Origin of the sequence: Microbulbifer taiwanensis (assembly GCF_014904815.1) — a bacterium.
Classification (GTDB): domain Bacteria; phylum Pseudomonadota; class Gammaproteobacteria; order Pseudomonadales; family Cellvibrionaceae; genus Microbulbifer; species Microbulbifer taiwanensis.
The window spans coordinates 1-21,621 of sequence record NZ_JACZFR010000067.1; the positions used below are offsets into that span (position 1 = coordinate 1).

Here is a 21,621-nt window from a genome sequence, read left to right on the forward strand (position 1 = left end):
TAAGCAGCCATCTGCTGCGTTGCATTTGCTTGACGTAGCCGGCTATGCCTGCGCAAATGCGCCTTGCACCTGGCTGCTTAGCGGCCCGCTGATAGGCGCATTTAGTATGAGACCCCACACCAGCAAAACGAAAAAGCCCCGCTCGGGGCGGGGCTTTTCGGATCGGGCTGGACAGCCGCTTAAGCCGTTTCGATGGAAACGAACTTGCGATTGTTGGGGCCCTTCACCTCGAACTTCACGACGCCGTCCGCAGTGGCGAACAGGGTGTGGTCCTTGCCCATACCAACGTTGACGCCGGCGTGGAACTTGGTGCCGCGCTGACGCACGATGATGTTGCCTGCCAGAACGGCCTGGCCGCCAAAGCGCTTCACGCCCAGGCGTTTACTCTCGGAATCGCGCCCATTGCGCGTACTACCGCCAGCTTTCTTGTGTGCCATGAGTCGTTACTCCTCTGCTTATGCCTTGATGCCAGTGATTTTGACTTCGGTATACCACTGACGGTGGCCCTGGCGCTTCAGGGAGTGCTTGCGACGGCGGAACTTGATGATTTTCACCTTCTCGCCGCGGCCGTGGCTGACCACTTCGGCAGACACTTTAGCGCCGTCTACGACCGGGGCACCGATGTTGATCTTGTCGCCGTCGACGACCATCAGTACCTTGTCGAAATCGATGGACTCGCCAGTGGCGACTTCCAGCTTCTCCAGGCGAAGCACTTCGCCCTCTTCTACGCGGTGCTGCTTGCCACCGCTTTCAATAACAGCGTACATATTTCTATGCTCCGATATGGACGACACGAAGCAGCGGAAGGGACCATTCAGTCACTGCCCCGCATTTTGGGAGCTTGCGCCGTGTGTTTAAAACTACTTGCCGCCGCCGGCAGCCGTGGGCCAGTCAATGCGGGGCGCAGATTCTAATCAATTCGCCGGATTGATACAATAGCGCCCCTTCGCCGCCCGGACACTCCCGGAAACGGCCTTCAAAAGCAGTATAAGGAATCCATGCATGTTGCCTTTTCACCGGGTCGCCGCCGACGATTTCGCCGCGGTCAACCAGCGCATCCTCGACCAACTGCACTCGGACGTCCCCCTGGTGGAAAACATCGGCCACTACCTGGTCGAGGCCGGCGGCAAGCGCCTGCGCCCGCTGCTGGTGCTGCTGTGTGCCCGCGCGGCCGGTTACAAAGGCGGCGACCATATCGATCTGGCGACGATCATCGAGTTTATCCACACCGCCACCCTGCTGCACGACGACGTGGTGGACACCTCCGACCGGCGCCGCGGCCGCCTGACCGCCAACGCCAAGTGGGGCAATGCCCCGGCGGTGCTGGTGGGCGACTTCCTCTACTCCCGCGCCTTCCAGATGATGGTGGCCCTGCGGGACATGGACATCATGGCCATCCTCTCCGAGACCACCAATACCATCGCCGAGGGCGAGGTTCAGCAATTGGTGAACGCCGGCGACCCGGAGGTCAGTGAGGACAACTATTTCACCGTGATCCACAAGAAGACCGGCGCCCTGTTCGAGGCCGCTTGCGAGACCGCGGCAGTGCTGGCCAACTGCTCCGACGAGCAGCGCCAGTCCCTCAAGCTCTACGGCCGCCATCTGGGACTGGCCTTCCAACTGGTGGACGATGCCCTCGACTACCGCGGCAACCCTGAAGAACTGGGCAAGAATGTCGGCGACGACCTGGCGGAAGGCAAGCCTACCCTGCCGCTGATCTATACCATGGCCAATGGCACGGAGACGCAGGCGACACTGGTGCGCGAGGCTATTGAGCAGCGCAGCGCCGACAAGCTGACCGAGATTGTCGAGGCCATCGAGACCTGCGGGGCGCTGGAGTACACCATGGAGCGGGCGCGGGCGGCGGTGAATGAGGCGAAGGACCAGCTGGCGTTTCTGCCGGCGGGGGAGCAGAAGACGGCACTGCAGCAGTTGGCGACTTTTGCCGTAGAAAGAACGGTGTAAGGGAAACGCCCCCAAATTGACTTGTAGGGGCCGAAGGCGCCGCGAATGCGTGGAGCGGCCGGAACGAAGCTTATGTTCGCCCTGGCTGTTTGGGCTGCGCTTTGTAGCCGATTCGGTGGCGGCGATGATGCCGGTGGGGGTTTGCCAGACACGCGGTGAATACGTCCATGTACGCTCTAATCGGCATCCATGCCTCATAAGGTCTGGCAAACCCCCACCGGCATCATCGCCTTCGCATCGGTTCCGGCGTTCTATTCGAGCACCTATGGGCGAACACAGGGTTCGCCCCCACAGCTGGCCACGAAAACAAGATCAACCGCGGATCAGTCCGAGCAACTCCTCGGTCTTCTCCTTCATCAACGCCTCACCCCCGCGGGACTCGACATTCAGGCGCACCACCGGCTCGGTGTTGGACATGCGCAGGTTGAAGCGCCAATCGGCGAAGGCCACGCTGAGGCCGTCTACACGCTCGACACTTTCCGCGTCCGGGCCGTACTTTTCCTCCGCCGCCTTCAGCAACGCCGCAGGATCCTCGACCTTGGAGTTGATCTCGCCGGAACAGGGAAAGGCGGCCATGCGCTCGCCCACCAGCTGTGACAGGGGCTTGCCACTGCAGCTGACCAGCTCCGCGACCAGCAGCCAGGGGATCATGCCGCTGTCGCAGTAGGCAAAGTCGCGGAAATAGTGGTGCGCGCTCATCTCGCCGCCATAGACCGCATCCTCTGCGCGCATACGCTCCTTGATAAAGGCGTGGCCGGTCTTGCTCTGCACCGGCTCGCCGCCGGCGGCGCGGACGATATCTTCGGTATTCCAGGTCAGGCGCGGATCGTGTACGACCTTCGCGCCTTCGTTCTTGAGCAGGAAGGCCTCCGCCAGCAGGCCGACGACATAGTAGCCCTCGATAAAATCGCCCCTCTCGTCGAAGAAGAAGCAGCGGTCGAAGTCACCGTCCCAGGCGATACCGAAGTCGGCGCCGCTTTCGCGCACCGCCTCGGCGGTGGCACTGCGGTTTTCCGGCAGAATCGGGTTGGGGATACCGTTGGGGAAATTGCCATCCGCCTGGTGGTGGACGCGCACAAACTCGAACGGCAGATGCGGCGCCAGCGCATCCACGACGCTGCCGGCACCGCCATTGCCGGCGTTGACCACCAGTTTCAGCGGCTTCAGAGCAGACACATCCACATAGCCCAGCAGGTGCTGTACGAAATCGGCGCGGTGCTCATAGCGGCTCAGCTCGCCGCGCTTTTCCGCCGGGGCGAAATCGTTCTCCTCCGCCAGACGCCTGATATCGAGAAGGCCGGTATCACCGCTGATCGGGCGGCTGCCGGCGCGCACAAACTTCATGCCGTTGTAGTCCATCGGGTTGTGGCTGGCCGTTACGCAGATACCACCATCGAAATCGCCGTGGAAAGTGGCGAAATAGACTTCTTCGGTACCGCACTCGCCGATATGGAACACATCGGCACCGGCGTCGCGCAGGCCGTTGGCCAGGGCGTCGGTCAGCTCGCCGCTGGTCAGGCGGATATCGTGGCCGACCACCACGCGCTTGGCGCCCAGGAACTGGGCGAAGGCGCGACCGACGCGGTAGGCGATATCGGTGTTCAGCTCATCGGGGACGCGGCCGCGCAGGTCGTAGGCCTTGAAACAGGTCAGCTCGGTCACTTACTTCTTCTCCAGGGCGGCCTGCTCGGGCAGGTAGACATTCTCGTAAACATGGTTGGTGGCCTCGATAAAGCCGTCCACGGAACCGCAATCGAAGCGGCGCCCCTTGAACGCATAGGCCAATACGCAGCCGCGCTGGGCCTGGGCCAGCAGGGCATCGGTGATCTGCACTTCGCCATTCTTGCCCGGCGGCGTCTCGCGGATCAGGTCGAAGATGTCCGGGGTGAGGATATAGCGGCCGATGATGGCCATATTGCTGGGCGCCTCTTCGGCGGCCGGCTTCTCCACCATATCGGTGACCTGGTACAGACCCGGCTTTATCTCGTTGCCGGCGATAACGCCGAACTTGTGGATCTGTTCCCTGGGCACCTCCTCGACGGCGACGATGCTGCAACGGAACTGCTTGTACAGCTGCACCATCTGCCCGAGCACACCGAGATCGTCGTTCAGACACAGGTCATCCGCCAGTACCACGGCGAAGGGCTCGTCGCCCACCAGGCGCCGCCCCTGCAGAATGGCGTCACCGAGGCCGCGCATCTCGCCCTGGCGGGTATAGGAGAAGCTGGCGCTGTCGATTACCTTGCGCACACAGTCCAGGTAGCGCTCCTTGCCGGTACCGGCGATCTGGTGTTCCAGCTCGAAATTGGTGTCGAAGTGGTCCTCGATGGCCCGCTTGCCGCGCCCGGTCACAAAGCCGATCTCGGTCAGACCGGCCTCTATGGCCTCCTCGACGCCGTACTGCACCAGCGGCTTGTTCACCAGCGGCAGCATCTCTTTCGGCATGGCCTTGGTGGCCGGCAGGAACCGGGTGCCGTAACCGGCCACCGGGAATAGACATTTTTTAAGCATTCTTGTCCCCAATAAATCTTTTCAACAGCGCGGCTCTCTCCCCCGGAGGCGCCAGATGCGGCAACTTACCACAATTTCGTTAACCGAATCACTCACGCGGGATTACAGGAAAGTCCTGTCACCTAATGACCACCACCCTTGGGCAGATGTTGCAAGTTTGAGTCAGCAATTTGCGTGCCGGTCACAATTAGGCCTCTGACTGACTGGACAAGCTATCCTCAGACCTTAGAATGCCCGCTCTTGCAAAAACGCCCACTCTTAATGGCGTGAACACCCAACAACGGGGACAAAATGAGTAACTTTGTTCAAAAAAGCAGCTACAGCAAAGAAGATCTCCTGGCCTGCTCACGCGGTGAGATGTTTGGCCCGGGCAACGCGCAGCTGCCCGCACCCAATATGCTGATGCTCGATCGCATCACCCAGGTCTCCAAAGATGGCGGCGCCTACGGCAAGGGCGAGCTGATCGCCGAGCTGGATATCCACCCGGACCTGTGGTTTTTCGACTGCCACTTCCCCGGCGACCCGGTGATGCCCGGCTGCCTGGGCCTGGACGCCATGTGGCAGCTGCTCGGCTACTTCCTGGCCTGGAAGGGAAACCCCGGCCGCGGCCGCGCCCTCGGCTGCGGTGAGGTGAAGTTCACCGGCCAGATACTGCCGACCGCCAAGAAGGTCACCTATCATATCCAGATGAGCCGCCTGGTGGAGCGCAAACTGGTTATGGGCATCGGTGACGGCAGCGTGTCCGTAGACGGCCGCGAGATCTATACGGCCAAGGACCTGCGTGTGGGCCTGTTCACCCGCACCGACAACTTCTGAGCCGTACCGGCCCTGAAGCTACGGTGCGGCCCGGCCCTTATAAAGTCGTCCGCACCGGACCATGTCCCGATCAGAATAACTAAGTACACTGTCGTAAAGCTTTACTGGAGATCACTATGCGCCGGGTTGCTATTACCGGAATGGGTATCACATCCTGCATCGGCACCAATACCGATGAGGTAACGGCCTCTTTGAAGGCGGGCCGCAGCGGCATTCGCTCTATGGAGGAGTACCGCGAGCTGGGCCTGCGCAGCCAGGTGGCCTGCCCGGTGGATATCGACTTCAAGGAGCATATCGACCGCAAGGTATTGCGCTTTATGGGCGACTCCGCCGCCTATGCGTATATCGCCATGAAAGAAGCCATCGCCATGTCCGGCCTGGAGGAGAAGGACATCTCCAATCCGCGCACCGGCATAGTGATGGGCTCCGGCGGCACCTCTACCCGCGAGATCATCGAAGCCGCGCAGACCCTCAAGGAGAAGGGCGTGCGCCGCGTCGGCGCCTACCGTGTGCCACAGGTAATGGGTAGCACCGTATCCGCCTGCTTGGCCACACCCTTCAAGATCAAGGGCGTCAACTACAGCATCTCCTCCGCCTGCGCCACCAGCGCGCACTGTATCGGCAACGGCGCCGAACAGATTCAGCTGGGCAAGCAGGATATCGTCTTCGCCGGCGGCGGCGAGGAACTGGCCTGGAGCCTGACTCACCTGTTCGACGCCATGGGCGCCCTGTCCACCAAGTACAACGAGGAGCCCACCCGCGCCTCACGCCCTTACGACGCGGACCGCGACGGCTTCGTGATCGCCGGCGGCGGCGGCTGCCTGGTGCTGGAGGAAATGGAACACGCCAAAGCCCGCGGCGCGACCATCTACGCAGAGCTGACCGGCTACGGCGCCACCTCCGATGGCTACGACATGGTCGCCCCCAGCGGCGAGGGTGCGGTGCGCTGCATGCAGCAGGCACTGGCGGGCATGGACGGAAAGGGCCTGGAAGGCAAAATCGACTATATCAATACCCACGGCACTTCCACCCCGGTGGGCGATGTGGCGGAACTGAAGGCCATGCGTGAAGTGTTCGGCGACCAGGTGCCGGCATTCGCCTCCACCAAGTCCCTGACCGGTCACTCCCTGGGCGCCGCCGGCGTGCAGGAGGCCATCTACTGCCTGCTGATGATGCAGAACGACTTTATCGCCGCTTCAGCCAATGTGGACACCAAGGACGAAGCAGCCGAGGGCATGGACCTGGTGACCGAAGTGCGAGAGCAGCAGGTCAAGCGGGCCATGTCCAACAGTTTCGGCTTCGGCGGCACCAATGCCTGCCTGATCTTCGACAAAGCCTGATCAGTAAACAGCGACAGACAAAAAAGGGCGATCCTCGGATCGCCCTTTTTTATTGATCGTCAACCTGCCCGGCTTATCCCGGGGCCCCCGCCTCCAGCCTTTCCAGCCACAACTCCACCTGTCGGGTCAGGCCCTGGCGCCAGCTGCGCTGCTGGATGCCGAATACATCGCGCAGCTTGCCGCAGGCCAGCACCACACTGTGCACCTCCTCTTCGGCCGGCAATGCGTTCAGTTCGGGGGAAAATTCCTCGTCGTAGAAGGACTGGGCCCGCTCCACCACCTCGCGGGCAAATTCCATCGCGGTGCAGCTGTCGGCGGCGCCATAGTGGTAGACACCGGAAGGCGGAGCACCGCTGGCCAGCTGCTGGGCCACCGCCACTGTGACCCGGGCCATATCCATTACCGTCACCGGGCTGCCGCGGCTCTGCTCGTCCAGCGCAATCGGCTGACGCGCCACCAGCCCGCGCAGTATGCGCCCCAGCAGGGCGTCGTCATTGCGATCCACCATCCAGCCGAAGCGCAGTACCGTCAGCTTGTCGTGCCCGGCCAGCGCCTGTTCGCAGTCCAGCCACTGGCGGCCGGGCTCGGTAGCGGGCGCCGGGGCCTCGTCCTCGTCGTAGCGCTTGCGCGCGGCACCGGGAAACACCTGGTAGGAGGACAGGTGCAGCAGGAAGCTGCAATGCTTCCGGGCCAGCGCCTCACACACCTGCTGCGCGGTGGGCATGCCCAGGCTGCCGGCGCAGGCGGACGCGTTGATCACGATGGAGCGGGGACGCAGCTGTTCCAGTTCATCGGCGGCCAGCAACTGCACGCGAAAACCGGCGCGCTGCAGGCGTTTCTGCAGCGCGCTGTCGATTTCGTTGCCGGCGCCGATGACCGCGACCGAATCCGGCCTGTAACCGGTGTGAAGCTCTGGCACTGGTTGAACGGCGCCTTAGAAGGGAATGTCGTCGTCGAAGCTGTTGTCGAAACCACCGGCGGGCGCCTGGTTGCCAGGCTTCGGTTGATTGGTGGACGGCGCCATCGGTGAGGGCGCTGTGCGGCCCTGGGCATAGGGGTCCGCCTGTCCGCCACCCTGCTGGCCGCCGCCCTGCTGGAAGCCACCGCTCTGCTGGAAACCGCCACCCTGGTTCTGCTGGAAGCCCTGGTCGTAACCACCCTGGCCGCCGCCCATACCTTGACCAAAGCCACCCTGGTCGCCACGGCTGTCGAGCATCTGCATCTCGCTGGCGACTATCTCGGTGGTGTAGCGGTCCTGGCCGCTGTTCTTGTCCTGCCACTTGCGGGTGCGCAGGGAACCTTCGATATAGACCTTGGAGCCCTTGCGCAGGTACTCGCCGGCGATCTCCGCCAGGCGGTTGAAGAACACCACCCGGTGCCACTCGGTGCGCTCCTGCTGCTGGCCGGTCTGCTTGTCCTTCCAGCTCTCGCTGGTGGCCAGGCTGACATTGGTGACCGCGCCGCCGCTGGGCATGTATTTGGTGTCCGGGTCGTTCCCCAGGTTGCCGATCAGAATGACTTTGTTGATACCCCTGGCCATGGCCCTCTCCTCTTCCGCCCGGGTCTCGCCCCAGGCAATAAACGTTCGAATGTTAAATATCAGAATTCATGCACACTGCCCGGCACCTGCGATGCAGCAGACCAGTGTATTTTTATCCAGCAGCATACAACAGACACCGCCGGTTAGTAAGCGCTACCCCGCACCGATCCACGCTGGCGTAACAGCCACCAGAGCAGCGCCCACAGAATCAGCACCGCGAAGCCCAATGACGCCACCGCCGCGGCACCGCCGAGGCCAAACAGGTAGCCCCCGAGACTGCCGCCGAAGAAAGCGCCGAGAAACTGCAGTGTGGCGTAGATGCCGGTCGCGGCGCCACGGGCCTGCGCCGGCGCTGCGCGGGTCAGCTGCGCCGGCAACAGCGCCTCCAGCAGGTTGAAGGCGACAAAGAATATCGTCAACAGGAGCACCAGCACAGTGCCACTGCCGCCAGGCAGCAGTGCGACACTGCCGGTGCCAAGCCCGAGCAGGGCCAGCCCCATCGCCAGTGGCACCCGACCGCTGCGCTCGGCGATGCGCATCAGCGGCAACATCACCAGGAAGGCGCCCAGCATCAGCGGGCCGTAGAGTTTCCAGTGCTCGTCAGCGGGCAGTCCCAGTTTGTCCACCAACGCCAGAGGCAGGGGCACAAACAGCGCGGTCAGCAACAGGTGGGAAAAGAAGACCCCGCTGACCAGCTGCCAGATCTCGCCACCGTGCAGCAGGCTGCGGAAGCCGCCACGATAGAGCGCCGGCTTGCGCTCTGCCTGCGGTGTCGGTACCAGACGCCACACCAGCAGTATCCCCAGCAACGCCAGCGCCATGGTCAGCCAGAAGATGGCCGGCAGGCCGCCGATTCCTGCAAGCAGGGGCCCCAGCATTACCGCCAGCATAAAGGCCACACCGATGGCTGCGCCGATAATGGCCATGGCGATGCCGCGCTTCTCGGTACGGGTCAGGTCCGCCACCAGCGCCATGGTGGCCGCGGCGATGGCACCGCAACCCTGCAGCACGCGCCCGGCAATCAGCCCGTAGACGGATTCCGAAACCGCCGCCACGAGACTGCCGAGGGCGAATATCGCCAGGCCCATATAGATCACCGGCTTGCGCCCCCAGCGGTCCGACAGCATACCCAGCGGTATCTGCAACAGCGCCTGGCTCAGGCCATAGGCGCCCAGCGCCAGCCCCAGCAGCGCCGGCGTGCTGCCGCGGTAGTCGGCGCCGTACACCGACAACACCGGCAGCACCATGAACAGGCCGAGCATGCGGAAGACATAAAGGGAAGCCAGGCCCGCGAGGGCGCGGCGTTCGGTGGCATTCATCGGGATCCAGGGACAGCTTTAAACAGGGCGCGCATTGTAACAGCGGCTAGTGGTGAGACTGTAGGGGCGGAACCTAGTTCGTCCTGTTTTGTGGCGACGACAAGGTTTTGTTCTCCAGATACTGCCGTGGCGGTCCCGCTACCGGTGGCTGTGTGCGGGACACGCTGTGAATACATCCCCGTACGCTCTAACCGGCATCCCTGCCTCATGAGGTCCCGCACACAGCCACCGGTAGCAGAACCTTCGCATCTACTTTGTCTATCTGTCGACCTTGCTGCGCGCGAACGCAAGGTTCGCCCCTACGAGCGCCCGTATTCGTCGTCGAAGCGGACTATATCGTCCTCGCCCAGGTAACTGCCGGACTGCACCTCGATCAGCTCCAGCGGAATGGTGCCGGGATTCTCCAGGCGGTGGGTCACCCCCAGGGGGATATAGGTGGACTGGTTTTCCGTGACCAGCAGTTCCTCCTCACCGCGGGTCACTTTGGCGGTGCCGCGCACCACAATCCAGTGCTCGGCGCGGTGGTGGTGCATCTGCAGGGACAACTGCTGCCCCGGCTTGACCACTATGCGTTTGACCTGGAACCGCGGCCCGGCGTCGATGGAATCGTAGTAGCCCCAGGGGCGGTAGACCTTGCGGTGGCGCTCGGCCTCGCTGCGCCCGGAGCGCTTCAGGCGCTGCACCAGCTTCTTGACCCCCTGCACCCGCGCCTTGTCCGCAATCAGCACCGCGTCATCGGTATCCACCACCACCAGGTCGCGCACACCCAGCAAACCGACCAGGCGATTGTCGCCACGCACCAGACAGCCGGCGCTATCCTCCGCCAGCACGTCACCGTGCAGCAGGTTGTCGTCGGCATCCCTGTCGGCCAGCTCCCACAGGGCCGACCAGGAGCCCACGTCACTCCAGCCGGCATCCATCGGCACCACCGCGGCGGATTCGGTTTTCTCCATCACCGCATAATCCACCGACTCGTCGGCGCAGGCGGCAAAGGCCTCGGCGTTCACCCGGGTGAAATCCAGATCGCGGGCCGCGCCGGCATGGGCTGCGCGGCAGGCATCGAGGATATCCGGCCGGTGTTGGCCCAACTCCTCGATATAGCGCGAGGCGCGGAACAGGAACATACCGCTGTTCCAGGAGTGGTCGCCGCCGGCCAGATAGGATTCGGCGGTGGCGGCATCCGGTTTCTCGACGAACTCCGCCACCTTCCATGCGCCCTCGTCCATCTTCTCCCCGCGGCGGATATAGCCGTAGCCGGTCTCGGCGCGGGTCGGCACTATGCCGAAGGTCACCAGATTGCCCTGCGCGGCCAGCTCGGCGGCGGCGGATACCGCGGCCAGGAAGGCCGCCACATCGGCGACCGCGTGGTCCGCCGGCAACACCACCAGCAGCGGGTCCTCGCCACTCTCCAGTGCCGCCAGGGCGGCCAGGGCAATGGCCGGGGCCGTGTTGCGCGCACAGGGCTCCAGCAGTATCGACTGGGCCGCGCGGCCAATCTCCTGCAGCTGCTCGGCGGCGGCGAAGCGGTGCGCCTCGTTGCAAACCAGTATCGGCGCCTGTACGCCTTCGAGACCATCCAGGCGCAACGCCGTGGCCTGCAACATCGTCTCGCTGCCGGCCAGGGGCAGGAACTGTTTCGGGTAGGCTTCGCGGGAAAGCGGCCACAGGCGCGAGCCGGTGCCGCCGCAGAGGATGACGGGGATCATGAAATTTCGATCAGTTGTTCATTTTTGCAGACGGGCAATTTTGGCACAGTAAAGTGCCCTATCCCATACAAAACCATAAAATCAGCGAGCCGCTAAGCGGTCAGATGGACGACGCATTCGCGCCGGCATACCCCGCTATGTCAAGTGAATACAACGCAGCAGATGGCCGCTTAGCGGCTCGCCCGGAGGGAGCGCCCCAGATCGTCCACAGCTGCGTTGCAGCCCTTGGAAATGGAATAACCATTCCCGGCGAGCTGCGCCTTGCTGTAAACAATCTGGGGCGCTCTAATTCTATGGTTTTGTATGGGATAGGGCACTCTGGATTATACTTGGCTGTTTTTCCGGTCCGATCTGCAATCTAGATGCGAAGGCCCTGCTGCCGGTGGCTATTCGCGAGACCTTTCACGGCCGAGGATGGCCGTGGAGAGCGTACAGGGGTGTATACACAGCTTGTCTCGCGAATAGCCACCGGCAGCAGGGCCGCCAGGGCCAACCTTAGTGGCAAATAAAAGGTAGAGCGTGGACACGATTTACGTAAGGGGTGCGCGCACCCACAACCTGAAGAATATCGACCTGGATATTCCCCGCGACAAGCTGATCGTGATCACCGGCCTGTCCGGCTCCGGCAAGTCGTCGCTCGCCTTCGACACCCTCTACGCGGAGGGCCAGCGCCGCTATGTGGAATCGCTTTCCACCTATGCGCGCCAGTTCCTGTCGATGATGGAGAAGCCGGACGTGGACACGGTGGAGGGCCTGTCGCCGGCCATCTCCATCGAGCAGAAATCCACCTCCCACAACCCCCGCTCCACCGTCGGCACCATCACCGAGATCTACGATTACCTGCGCCTGCTGTTCGCCCGCGTCGGCGAGCCGCGCTGCCCGGATCACCATGAACCGCTGCAGGCACAGACAGTCAGCCAGATGGTGGACCAGGTGCTGGCCCTGCCCGAGGGCACCAAGTTGATGCTGCTGGCGCCGGTGGTGCGCGATCGTAAGGGCGAACACCTGCACGTGTTCGAACAGCTGCGCCGCGACGGCTTCGTACGCGCGCGCATCGACGGCCTGGTGTGCGACCTGGACGACGCGCCCAAACTGGACAAGCGCAAGAAGCACAGCATTGAAGTGGTGGTGGACCGCTTCAAGGTGCGCGACGACCTGCAGCTGCGCCTGGCGGAATCCTTCGAGACGGCGCTCAACCTGACCGATGGCATCGCCTCGATCAGCTTTATGGAGGGCAAGCAGGACGACCGCCTCTTCTCCGCCCGCCACGCCTGCCCGGTGTGTGACTACTCACTGGACGAGCTGGAGCCGCGACTCTTCTCCTTCAACAACCCCGCCGGCGCCTGCCCCAGCTGCGACGGCCTGGGCGTGAAACAGTTTTTCGACGAAGAGAAAGTCATCCTTGATCCGGACAGCAGCATCTCCGAGGGCGCCATCCGCGGCTGGGACAGGCGCAATATCTATTACTACCATATGCTCGACTCGCTGGCCGAGCACTTCGGCTTCGACCTGGACAGGCCGTGGAAGAAACTCGCAAAGAAATATCGCGAAGCCATACTGCACGGCAGCGGCGACACGCCGATCGACTTCAGTTATGTGAACGACCGCGGCGATGTCACAGTGCGCCGCCACACCTTCGAAGGCATCATCCCCAACTTCCAGCGCCGCTACCGCGATACCGAATCCCAGTCGGTGCGCGAGGAGCTGGCCAAATACCTGAGCACGCAGAAGTGCCCCGACTGCAGCGGCACCCGACTGCGCCGCGAGGCGCGCCACGTATTCGTCGACGACCGCACGCTGGCCCAGATCACCGAACTGCCAGTGGGGGATGCCTTTGAGTATTTCGCCCACCAGCTGCAGTTCCAGGGCGCGCAGAAGGAGATAGCCGACAAGATACTGAAAGAGCTGCGCGACCGCTTCCGCTTCCTGGTCGACGTGGGCCTGAACTACCTGACCCTGAACCGCAGCGCCGAGACCCTCTCCGGCGGCGAGGCCCAGCGCATCCGCCTGGCGAGCCAGATAGGCGCCGGTCTTGTGGGCGTCATGTACATACTCGATGAACCCTCCATCGGCCTGCACCAGCGCGACAACGAACGGCTGCTGAATACCCTCACCCACCTGCGCGATATCGGCAACACGGTGATCGTGGTCGAGCACGACGAGGACGCCATCCGCAGCGCCGACTTTATCGTCGATATAGGCCCCGGTGCCGGCGTGCACGGCGGCGAGGTGGTCGCAGCCGGCAGCCACGACGAAATTGCGGCTTGCGAGCGCTCACTTACCGGCCAGTATCTGTCCGGCGTGAAGCAGATAGCCGTACCCGAAGAGCGCTATGTCGCCGACCCGGACTACCTGCTGCGTATCGAGGGCGCCAGCGGCAATAACCTGAAAAACGTCGACCTGGAAATTCCGGTGGGCCTCTTCACCTGTGTGACCGGCGTTTCCGGCTCCGGCAAGTCCACGCTGATCAACACCACTCTCTACCCGCTCGCCGCCACGGCTTTGAACAAGGCCACCACCTTAAAAGCTTCGCCGCACAAGGCGGTGCATGGGCTGGAACATTTCGACAAATGCGTCGACATCGATCAGAGCCCGATCGGGCGCACGCCGCGCTCCAATCCCGCCACCTACACCGGTATCTTCACCCCGATCCGCGAGTTGTTTGCCGGCACCCAGGAGGCCCGCTCCCGCGGCTACAAGCCCGGACGCTTCAGTTTCAACGTCAAGGGTGGACGCTGCGAGGCCTGCCAGGGCGACGGCGTGATCAAGGTGGAAATGCACTTCCTGCCGGATATCTACGTCCCCTGCGACACCTGTAAGGGCAAGCGCTATAACCGCGAAACCCTGGAAGTGCACTACAAGGGCAAGAATATCCACGAAGTGCTGGAAATGACCGTCGAGGATGCGCGGGAATTTTTCGACCCGGTGCCGTCCATCGCCAAGAAACTGCAGACACTGATGGACGTGGGTCTCTCCTATATCAAACTGGGCCAGGCGGCGACCACCCTATCCGGCGGCGAGGCGCAGCGGGTGAAACTCTCCCGCGAGCTGTCCAAGCGCGACACCGGCCAGACGCTGTACATTCTCGACGAACCCACCACCGGCCTGCACTTCGCCGATATCCAGCTGCTGTTGGACGTGCTGCACCGGCTGCGCGACCACGGCAACACCATCGTCGTGATCGAGCACAACCTGGATGTGATCAAGACCGCGGACTGGATAGTGGACCTGGGCCCGGAGGGCGGTTCCGGCGGCGGGCAGATCATTGCCACCGGCACACCGGAAGATGTCGCCGAGATGGAGGTATCCCATACAGGACGCTTCCTGAAGCCGATGCTGGAAGCCGCGCACGGCTGACCCCCGGAGAGCACCGGCCTGAAAAGGGCGAGGCCATTCAGGTCTCGCCCTTTTTTGTGCGCCGAATTCCCATCGGCCGGTGGCTGTGATTAACTCCCGCTAATCGAAAAATCAAATACCAATAATAAATACATGAATATCGGCAAGTCTCTGAATATAGGCCCCGCCACCATGGTCGCGGCCGCCTTTATCGGCCCGGGCACGGTAGTCACCGCCAACCTCGCCGGCGCACAGTTCGGATATGCACTGCTGTGGGCGCTGCTGTTTGCAATAGTCGCCAGCATTATTCTGCAGGAAATGAGTGCGCGTCTCGGCATAGTGACCGGCCAGGGGCTGGGTGAAAATATTCGCGAGACTTTCCGCCAGCCGCTGGCGCGAATCCTGGCCATAGCGCTGGTGGTCAGCGCCATAGTGGTCGGCAACGCCGCCTACCAGAGCGGCAATATCGCCGGCGCCAGCCTGGGGCTGGATGCACTGGTCTCGGCCACCGGCCACTACCAGCTCTCCTTCAGGCCCTGGCCCCTGATTATCGCCGCCGTGGCTTGCGCGCTGTTGTGGCGCGGCGAATACCGCATTATCGAGGGCGCCCTGGTCTCCCTGGTGATACTGATGAGCCTCGCATTTCTCGCCACCCTCGCCATTACCAGGCCGGACCTTCCCGCCCTGTTCAAAGGGCTGCTGATTCCCAGCATTCCGTCCGGCGCGGCGCTGACTGTCATCGCCCTGATCGGCACCACCGTGGTGCCCTACAACCTGTTCCTGCACAGTTCCAGCGTCGGCAAGAAGTGGCGGGGTCCGGAACATCTGCCACAGGCGCGCCGGGACATCTATTTCTCGATTCCACTCGGCGGGCTGATTTCCATCGCCATAGTGGCCACTGCCGCCTCCGCCTTCTTTGCCAAGCAGATTGCGTTGAGCGGTGCCGCGGATATCGCCCGCTCGCTGCAGCCACTATTCGGCCACAGTGCCCAGTACTTTCTCGGCATCGGGCTCTTCGCCGCGGGTATTTCCTCCGCCCTGACCGCACCGCTGGCTGCCGCCTACGCCCTGAGCGGTATACTCGGTATGAAGCCGGAGCTGAAATCGACCGGCTTCCGCCTGGTCTGGCTGACAATCCTGATCACAGGTACCCTTGTCGCCACCCTGGAATTCAGGCCGGTACGGCTGATCTGGTTTGCGCAGGTGGCCAACGGCCTGCTGCTGCCGATAGTGACCGGCTTTCTGCTGTGGGAAATGAACTCCGCCAGGCTGGGCCAGTTCCGGAATTCACGGGTCCAGAACCTGCTTGGGCTGCTGGTTCTGCTGGCGACTCTGACTCTCGGCGGCCGCAGCCTGATGTCGGCCTTTGGTTGGTTGTAAATGCACAAGATAGATATCAACTGCGATCTCGGCGAAGGCCGCACAGCAATCGACTGCGAAAGAGACGCGCAGATAATGCCGTACATTTCCCGCTGCAATATCGCCTGCGGAGGTCACGCCGGCAATGACATCACCATGCGGCTGTCGCTGGCCAATGCACAAAAGGACCGGCTCATAATCGGCGCCCACCCGGGCTACCCGGACCCGGAAAACTTTGGCCGCCGCTCACTGCCGATGGAGGCCGGCCAGCTGCTCGAGTCCATCGACCAGCAGGTAATGAAACTTCAGTCCTTTGCCGCAGACACGGGCGCGAGCCTGGACCATATCAAGCTGCACGGCGCCCTCTACAATGACGCCGAATCCGATCGCGATCTCGCCGAACAGATTACGGAGCATATCATCGCGAATTATTCATCGCTGAAAATTATGGGGCTCGCCAACGGAGAAATGGAGGCCGCCGCCAGCAAGCGGGGCCACCCGTTTATCCGCGAGGGTTTTATGGACAGGCGCTATCTGAACGACCGCCAGCTGGCCCCACGAACCCTGGATGGCTCGGTGATTACCGACCTGGCGCCCTGCCTGGAGCAGGCCCTGTGCCTGGCCAAGGGCTTACCCTTCGTCTCCTATTACGGGAATCCTCTGCAATTTTCCGTCGACAGTATCTGCCTGCACGGCGACAACCCCAATGCACCGGCTATTGCGCAGCAGCTGCTACAGCACATGAAAAGGCATGGGGTAGCAGTGCGCCCGTGAAGAGCTCTTTTGCCATAGTGGCCAACGGCGACAGCGCGCTCGATATCCGCTTCGACGCCTCCCCCAGCCTGGAACTCAGCGAGCGGATCATCGCGCTGGCGCAGGCCGTCGAGGCGCAGCGCTGGGAAGGCGTAGGGGACCTGATACCCGCCTATCAATGCCTCACCGTTTGCTACAACCCTTTGAACTGCAATAACAGCGATCTTACGAATCGATTGGAATCCCTGACCCGGCAGCAGCTGCGCCAGCCGCCGAAGCTGGACAGAAAACCCCGCCTGATCCGGGTACCCGTCTGCTACGATGCCGAGTTCGCCCCCGACATGCGGGAAGTCAGCGAGCACACAGGCCTGTCCGCGGAGCAGATCATTGCCAGGCACTGCGCGCCCGATTACCTGGTGCATATGCTCGGCTTCACCCCCGGGTTCCTGTATCTCGGCGGACTGGATCCGCAATTACATTGTCCGCGCAAGGCGACCCCGGAGCTGCGCGTGCCGGCCGGCGCCGTCGGTATCGGCGGCAGCCAGACTGGCATCTATCCACAGGTCACCCCCGGGGGCTGGCAGATTATCGGGCGCACGCCGGTGCAGCTGTTCCGCCCCCAGAGCGAGACACCCTTTATCGCAGAGCCCCTGGACAAAATCGAGTTTTTCCCTGTAGACCGGGATGCGTTCGAGTGTTTCCAGCAGGATTCCCTTGAAATCACCCCGCTGGAGTCGGCGCCGTGACCATGCGAATTATCCGTGCGGGCCTGCAAACCAGCGTTCAGGATCTCGGCCGCAGCGGCTCGATGCGCTACGGTGTCCCGCGCGGTGGCGCCGCCGATCCGGTGGCGATGCAACTGGCCAACCTGCTGCTGGGCAATCCGCCGGGCAACCCGGTTCTCGAGGTGACTCTGGATGGCCCGTCCATCGAATTCCAGTGCGATATTTCCATAGCGATTGTCGGCGCACAATTTGATCTGGCATTGAACGGCGAACCGGTAGAGTGCGATCGGGTACTGCAGATTGAGAGTGGCGATAGGCTCACTTTTGGCAGACTGCTCAGCGGTGCCCGAGCCTATATTGCCCTCGCCGGCCAGATGAAACTTCCCGCCATCTTCGGCAGCCACTCCACGAGTATCATTGCCGGATTTGGCGGTCTCTGTGGCAGGGCAATAGAAAAAGGGGACGCAATTGAAATTCTGGAAGCGCGCACTGTCGACCACCGGCGCCTGGAGGGTGAATACCGGCTCAGGTACACCCGGCACCCGCAGTTGCGTGTTGTGACGGGTGCGGAGGAAAATCATTTCGGACGCGAAGCCATCGACCACTTTTACAGCCAGACCTATCAGGTCACCGCACAGAGTAATCGCATGGGGATCCGGTTGGCCGGAGACGCGCTACGCCGCGGAAACCAGTCCCAGGTTGTGTCCTCCGGCCTCTGCCCCGGCACCGTGCAGATACCGCCGGACGGCAGGCCGATAATTTCATTTATCGAGGGTCAGACGATCGGCGGCTATCCGCGCATAGCCCACGTCATCAGCGCAGACCTGCACCTGCTCGGCCAGCTCCAGGCCAATGACCGCCTGGACTTTACTCCGGTATCCGTAGCCCAGGCACATAAAATTCTAGAGGTTAAGTCAGGGCTGCTGGAGCGACTGATGGCCGAATTCCCCGGCAACGACAATTGAGTCACTCTCGCCTGTTCGGTCGATAGCGCCGACTTACATTTTCCAGAAGCCTGTCGCGATCAAAGTAGACTTCGCGCAATTCCTCGCGGACAAACAGCGCCGCCTGATCCGCGTAATGGGGAGAGTCGGCGCCCAGCGTGGCCGAGCCAAATTGTGTACTGCCCGCGACCCACCCTGCCCTGTCTATCTCGGCCGAATCCGCTAAGGCTCCGTTGGCTTTCTGTATCGGCGCCATTGTCAGAATCGCCAGCGCCGCCACTTTATTGTCCCGGCAGGCAGACAGGTTCCAGGAGGCGAGAGAACCCAAGGCGCCGCGGTAATCCTCCCCGCTCAACGCCCCGGGCTTTTCCGCCTTCAGCCACTGCTGCAGGGCGCGCACCTGGAAAGATTCCGGGTGGTAGTGATGGTCGTACTTCAGCTGTTCGAAATCCTGAGCGGAGATTTTTTCGCGCGCACGTAGAGCGCCTCTATCTGCAGCGCGCAATTGGTGATGACGTTTTCGTTCCCCATCGAAGCGGGGAATTCCTCGGCCCAGGCGTCGTCATCACCGTCAGTGGCCTGGAAGGGCGGATCGTTGGCGTTGTAGACCAGCCCGCACTCAGGATTCAGCGTTTTCGGCATCCAGCCGAAATCGCGGTACTCTCGCCAGATCAACTCGGACCTGTCGCCGGGCAGGCACTTGCGCCAATCCCAGCCTTCGATGCGCTGGGGGAACATGGCGTTGTAGTAGTGGCCTGTATTGCCCTGTCTGTCGGCATAGACATGATGGCTTTGCGGATACGGCAGTGGTAAAACATAGAACTCAACCCAACTATTTCGCTCTCAGTTTCGCTCTCTATTCAACTCAAAACTGTGATGCAGTTTTCCTGAATGGTGGCGCGACTGGTACGTCTATGATGACCAACTGGTTTTAGCGCGATATTTTCTGGACCCTTACAATTTCCTTCACTAACCTCTGGGCGTTTTACCCAAAAAGCGATTTGGACGAACGTCCAATTTGATTCGGTCGAGTAGGGTGTCTTTACTAGTTTCTGCTGTCCCCTGAAGTACGGCCCGACGTTATCAATTTGACGCGGTCCAGAGAGAAAACTCCAACTTATCCAAGGGGATAAATAATGATAACAACTCTCCGTCACGCGTGCCTGGCACTGGTCGCCAGCTCGCTGTTGGTCACTGGCAACGCACAGGCTGAACCCGGCGATTACGGCTTTTGGACCACTCTCGGCAACCTGTTCAACCCGCCCGACGCCAACACCCCGGTCACACCGGAGCAGGCCCAGGGAATGTACCCCCTGTCGCTGAACGACCCGAACTTTAACGACGGCTTCGATCCCGCCGATTACGACAACTGGCAAAAAGTCGATGTACCGGCCAGTACCGGCGCCATGTGCGGCAACGGATCACCGTATAAGTTTTTCGTGTACCGGGTGCCGGACACCAGCAACACCATGTTCTACTTTGAAGGTGGCGGTGCCTGCTGGGATTACGAGAGCTGCTCCGGCGCCGCCGGTATTCGCGGCGCGCGCAATCCAAACGGTATTCCCGATAACTATGTACAGAATATCAACCTGCTGGATTTCCAGAATTCTGCCAACCTGGCCACAGCCGCCGTGTCGCCACTTATCTACACCCACCACCCGTACAACCAGTTCAAGACTGGCGAGTGGAACCTGGTGTATGTGCCCTACTGCACAGGCGATATCTATGTCGGTGACAAGACCGAAATCTACGAGGATGCCACCGGACAGAATCCCGACCTGGTCTGGCATCACAACGGCCTGCGCAACGTGCAGGCCGTGACCTCCTGGGTGAAGAATAATCTGCAGAAACCCAAACAGATGGTGGCCGCGGGCTGCAGCGCGGGCAGCATCGGCGCCCTGCTGAACTACTCCAAACTGCGCGGCGATATGGATGTGGATTACGGCTACCTGATCGATGATTCAGGCCCCCTCTATCGCGCTCCGCTGAACAGTGCCGACAGTGACAGCTTCCCGTCCCTGCCCCTGCACCACGAAGTGCTGAACTCCTGGACTACCTTCTCTCCCGGCGGCGATCCAGCGGCAGAGAACCCGATCAATATGCTCGCCAGTATTACACCTGGATTTGATGATAACGAGCTGTCCTCCCTGTACGCGGCACTGTCGAGCAAGTTCCCCGGCGATCGACTGGGCATTACCCACTTCCTCGCCGACGGCAATTTCTCCGCCTACTCTTACGAGCGCTTCCACGAGGATATCTACAGCGATCCGGACGCGAACTCACGCCTGGATAAGTTGCGACAGAAATGGCAACAGGACACCCACGACAACCTGATTCCACTGCTGGAACAGACCGGCAACTGGGGCTACTACTTCCCCATGTACCGCGACTTCAACGAGAGCCACTGCACCACCATTCTCGATCTGGAATACGGTGAAATCGCCGAGCACGGATTGGTATTGCGGGACTTCCTCGACAATATCGTCAACTACCAGGGTGGGCCCATGATGCGCGCCTACGAGTCAGACCAGGTTTCCGATTACGAAAACAATCACAACTGGTTCTACGATCTGGTCGGGGGGCTGCTGTAATTCTGAGTTTTTTCCGGTCCCCAGAAAAAAGCGCGGCCTGAGCCGCGCTTTTGTATTCCTTCTAGCAGCTCACGAGCCGTAAGCGGCCTCGCGCGCCTCCAGCAGACGCTCGCGCAGGTACTCCTGCCTGCTCATGCCATTCGGAAATGTGCTCATCTGCTGCACCTCCCTGACTATGCGTTTCTCTGCCTTCTTGTATTCGGTAAAGCCCGGCACATCCTCATAGGGGTTGTACTCTTCCGTACTCTGCGATGACTTCTGCCGGTACTCCTCCACCAGCTCCCGAGCCGCAGCGTCGAAGCCGGCTTTGCTTGCGCTGTTGCGCTCCAGCCAGGAGAGTTTCAGTGCCATCGCCTCGTATGCCATCATGCGCCCCTCGCGCTCGATGGTTTCGATCAGCTGCCACACCTCTTCAGCCGTAAGCTCACCACCCTCATCGGAAAAGTAATCCGACAACGCCTGCTTGTCCTTCTGTCGCTGGAAATAAGTCTGAACGCGCGGATCAGACAGGAGACTCGCCAGCTCTTGCTGATCCGGTATAGCAAGCGCGTCATCCGGTGCCTCGGCAGGTAAAGCTGCCAGAGGTTTCTCAGCTCCATCCGGCGACGAAGGGGAAAGATATCGCCAGGTGGCTACGCTTGCGCCGAGGGCCAGGGTGATTACAACAGACAGCCGGGCTTTATTATTCATGTTGCCGCTTCCGTTTTTTGGAGATC

General features: G+C 61.8%; 20 protein-coding genes. 9 read left to right on the top strand and 11 right to left on the bottom strand.

Annotated elements, in window-relative coordinates:
- Positions 1–179: 179 nt before the first annotated feature.
- Complete coding sequence (gene rpmA, locus IG627_RS19410) at positions 180–437, bottom strand: 50S ribosomal protein L27 (RefSeq protein ID WP_193194771.1); 258 nt, start codon at positions 435–437, stop codon at positions 180–182.
- An 18-nt stretch (positions 438–455) separates the two neighbouring features.
- Positions 456–767: a 50S ribosomal protein L21 gene (rplU, locus tag IG627_RS19415; protein ID WP_193194772.1), complete on the bottom strand. Its 312-nt coding sequence runs from the start codon at positions 765–767 to the stop codon at positions 456–458.
- A 235-nt stretch (positions 768–1,002) separates the two neighbouring features.
- On the opposite strand from rplU, the gene IG627_RS19420 reads away from it, so the two are divergent.
- Entirely contained in the window at positions 1,003–1,965 is a 963-nt protein-coding gene (locus IG627_RS19420) for a polyprenyl synthetase family protein (protein WP_193194773.1), read from the top strand.
- A 312-nt stretch (positions 1,966–2,277) separates the two neighbouring features.
- On the opposite strand, the gene IG627_RS19425 is transcribed toward IG627_RS19420, so the two are convergent.
- Together IG627_RS19425 and galU are read right to left on the bottom strand one after the other, a co-directional pair.
- On the bottom strand, positions 2,278–3,627 hold the full coding sequence (locus tag IG627_RS19425; RefSeq protein ID WP_193194774.1) for a phosphohexomutase domain-containing protein: 1,350 nt from the start codon (positions 3,625–3,627) through the stop codon (positions 2,278–2,280).
- On the bottom strand, positions 3,628–4,476 hold the full coding sequence (galU, locus tag IG627_RS19430) for a UTP--glucose-1-phosphate uridylyltransferase GalU (RefSeq protein WP_193194775.1): 849 nt from the start codon (positions 4,474–4,476) through the stop codon (positions 3,628–3,630).
- A gap of 291 nt (positions 4,477–4,767) precedes the next feature.
- Here galU and fabA point away from each other — a divergent pair, with 291 nt between their 5' ends.
- Both fabA and fabB read left to right on the top strand, forming a co-directional pair.
- Entirely contained in the window at positions 4,768–5,292 is a 525-nt protein-coding gene (gene fabA / locus IG627_RS19435) for a 3-hydroxyacyl-[acyl-carrier-protein] dehydratase FabA (RefSeq protein ID WP_193194776.1), read from the top strand.
- Between the two features lie 116 nt (positions 5,293–5,408).
- On the top strand, positions 5,409–6,632 hold the full coding sequence (fabB, locus tag IG627_RS19440) for a beta-ketoacyl-ACP synthase I (protein ID WP_193194778.1): 1,224 nt from the start codon (positions 5,409–5,411) through the stop codon (positions 6,630–6,632).
- A 73-nt stretch (positions 6,633–6,705) separates the two neighbouring features.
- Here fabB and IG627_RS19445 read toward each other — a convergent pair whose 3' ends face one another.
- The 4 genes from IG627_RS19445 to IG627_RS19460 form a co-directional block, all read right to left on the bottom strand.
- Entirely contained in the window at positions 6,706–7,551 is an 846-nt protein-coding gene (locus IG627_RS19445) for a sugar nucleotide-binding protein (protein ID WP_193194780.1), read from the bottom strand.
- Between the two features lie 15 nt (positions 7,552–7,566).
- Positions 7,567–8,172: a single-stranded DNA-binding protein gene (ssb, locus tag IG627_RS19450; protein WP_193194782.1), complete on the bottom strand. Its 606-nt coding sequence runs from the start codon at positions 8,170–8,172 to the stop codon at positions 7,567–7,569.
- A 143-nt stretch (positions 8,173–8,315) separates the two neighbouring features.
- A complete protein-coding gene (locus tag IG627_RS19455) occupies positions 8,316–9,491 on the bottom strand; it encodes an MFS transporter (protein ID WP_193194784.1) in 1,176 nt (391 codons plus the stop codon).
- Positions 9,492–9,790: 299 nt separating this feature from the next.
- A complete protein-coding gene (locus IG627_RS19460; protein ID WP_193194786.1) occupies positions 9,791–11,197 on the bottom strand; it encodes a mannose-1-phosphate guanylyltransferase/mannose-6-phosphate isomerase in 1,407 nt (468 codons plus the stop codon).
- A gap of 519 nt (positions 11,198–11,716) precedes the next feature.
- Between IG627_RS19460 and uvrA the strand changes: the two genes are divergently transcribed.
- The 5 genes from uvrA to IG627_RS19485 all read left to right on the top strand — a co-directional run bounded on the left by uvrA (position 11,717) and on the right by IG627_RS19485 (position 18,335).
- The gene (uvrA, locus tag IG627_RS19465; protein WP_193194788.1) at positions 11,717–14,554 is read left to right on the top strand and encodes an excinuclease ABC subunit UvrA; all 2,838 of its coding nucleotides are present in this window, start codon (positions 11,717–11,719) and stop codon (positions 14,552–14,554) included.
- A gap of 132 nt (positions 14,555–14,686) precedes the next feature.
- Entirely contained in the window at positions 14,687–15,913 is a 1,227-nt protein-coding gene (locus tag IG627_RS19470; RefSeq protein WP_193194790.1) for an Nramp family divalent metal transporter, read from the top strand.
- Complete coding sequence (gene pxpA, locus IG627_RS19475; RefSeq protein ID WP_193194792.1) at positions 15,914–16,666, top strand: 5-oxoprolinase subunit PxpA; 753 nt, start codon at positions 15,914–15,916, stop codon at positions 16,664–16,666.
- Positions 16,663–17,391 (top strand): 5-oxoprolinase subunit PxpB, encoded by a 729-nt coding sequence (gene pxpB, locus IG627_RS19480; RefSeq protein WP_193194794.1) that lies wholly within the window; start codon positions 16,663–16,665, stop codon positions 17,389–17,391. Before pxpA ends, pxpB begins: the two co-directional genes overlap by 4 nt.
- Before the next feature lie 2 nt (positions 17,392–17,393).
- Positions 17,394–18,335 (top strand): 5-oxoprolinase subunit C family protein, encoded by a 942-nt coding sequence (locus IG627_RS19485; RefSeq protein WP_226865470.1) that lies wholly within the window; start codon positions 17,394–17,396, stop codon positions 18,333–18,335.
- 1 nt (position 18,336) lies between these two features.
- On the opposite strand, the gene IG627_RS19490 is transcribed toward IG627_RS19485, so the two are convergent.
- Positions 18,337–18,819: an Ntn hydrolase family protein gene (locus IG627_RS19490; protein WP_193194798.1), complete on the bottom strand. Its 483-nt coding sequence runs from the start codon at positions 18,817–18,819 to the stop codon at positions 18,337–18,339.
- The gene (locus tag IG627_RS19495; RefSeq protein WP_193194850.1) at positions 18,750–19,121 is read right to left on the bottom strand and encodes a penicillin acylase family protein; all 372 of its coding nucleotides are present in this window, start codon (positions 19,119–19,121) and stop codon (positions 18,750–18,752) included. The genes IG627_RS19490 and IG627_RS19495 overlap by 70 nt, the downstream gene beginning before the upstream one ends.
- A 329-nt stretch (positions 19,122–19,450) precedes the next feature.
- Between IG627_RS19495 and IG627_RS19500 the strand changes: the two genes are divergently transcribed.
- Positions 19,451–20,905, top strand: a complete 1,455-nt coding sequence (locus tag IG627_RS19500; RefSeq protein WP_193194800.1) for a pectin acetylesterase-family hydrolase — start codon at positions 19,451–19,453, stop codon at positions 20,903–20,905.
- Between the two features lie 69 nt (positions 20,906–20,974).
- On the opposite strand, the gene IG627_RS19505 is transcribed toward IG627_RS19500, so the two are convergent.
- Positions 20,975–21,595, bottom strand: a complete 621-nt coding sequence (locus IG627_RS19505; RefSeq protein WP_193194802.1) for a hypothetical protein — start codon at positions 21,593–21,595, stop codon at positions 20,975–20,977.
- Between the last annotated feature and the right edge of the window lie 26 nt (positions 21,596–21,621).

What these genes read in the sequence shown, in the direction of transcription:
- rpmA (WP_193194771.1), bottom strand. Translation starts at nt 437, where the DNA reads ATGGCACACAAGAAAGCTGGCGGTAGTACGCGCAATGGGCGCGATTCC.
- rplU (WP_193194772.1), bottom strand. Translation starts at nt 767, where the DNA reads ATGTACGCTGTTATTGAAAGCGGTGGCAAGCAGCACCGCGTAGAAGAG.
- IG627_RS19420 (WP_193194773.1), top strand. Translation starts at nt 1,003, where the DNA reads ATGTTGCCTTTTCACCGGGTCGCCGCCGACGATTTCGCCGCGGTCAAC.
- galU (WP_193194775.1), bottom strand. Translation starts at nt 4,476, where the DNA reads ATGCTTAAAAAATGTCTATTCCCGGTGGCCGGTTACGGCACCCGGTTC.
- fabA (WP_193194776.1), top strand. Translation starts at nt 4,768, where the DNA reads ATGAGTAACTTTGTTCAAAAAAGCAGCTACAGCAAAGAAGATCTCCTG.
- fabB (WP_193194778.1), top strand. Translation starts at nt 5,409, where the DNA reads ATGCGCCGGGTTGCTATTACCGGAATGGGTATCACATCCTGCATCGGC.
- ssb (WP_193194782.1), bottom strand. Translation starts at nt 8,172, where the DNA reads ATGGCCAGGGGTATCAACAAAGTCATTCTGATCGGCAACCTGGGGAAC.
- IG627_RS19455 (WP_193194784.1), bottom strand. Translation starts at nt 9,491, where the DNA reads ATGAATGCCACCGAACGCCGCGCCCTCGCGGGCCTGGCTTCCCTTTAT.
- IG627_RS19460 (WP_193194786.1), bottom strand. Translation starts at nt 11,197, where the DNA reads ATGATCCCCGTCATCCTCTGCGGCGGCACCGGCTCGCGCCTGTGGCCG.
- IG627_RS19470 (WP_193194790.1), top strand. Translation starts at nt 14,687, where the DNA reads ATGAATATCGGCAAGTCTCTGAATATAGGCCCCGCCACCATGGTCGCG.
- pxpA (WP_193194792.1), top strand. Translation starts at nt 15,914, where the DNA reads ATGCACAAGATAGATATCAACTGCGATCTCGGCGAAGGCCGCACAGCA.
- IG627_RS19485 (WP_226865470.1), top strand. Translation starts at nt 17,394, where the DNA reads ATGCGAATTATCCGTGCGGGCCTGCAAACCAGCGTTCAGGATCTCGGC.
- IG627_RS19500 (WP_193194800.1), top strand. Translation starts at nt 19,451, where the DNA reads ATGATAACAACTCTCCGTCACGCGTGCCTGGCACTGGTCGCCAGCTCG.
- IG627_RS19505 (WP_193194802.1), bottom strand. Translation starts at nt 21,595, where the DNA reads ATGAATAATAAAGCCCGGCTGTCTGTTGTAATCACCCTGGCCCTCGGC.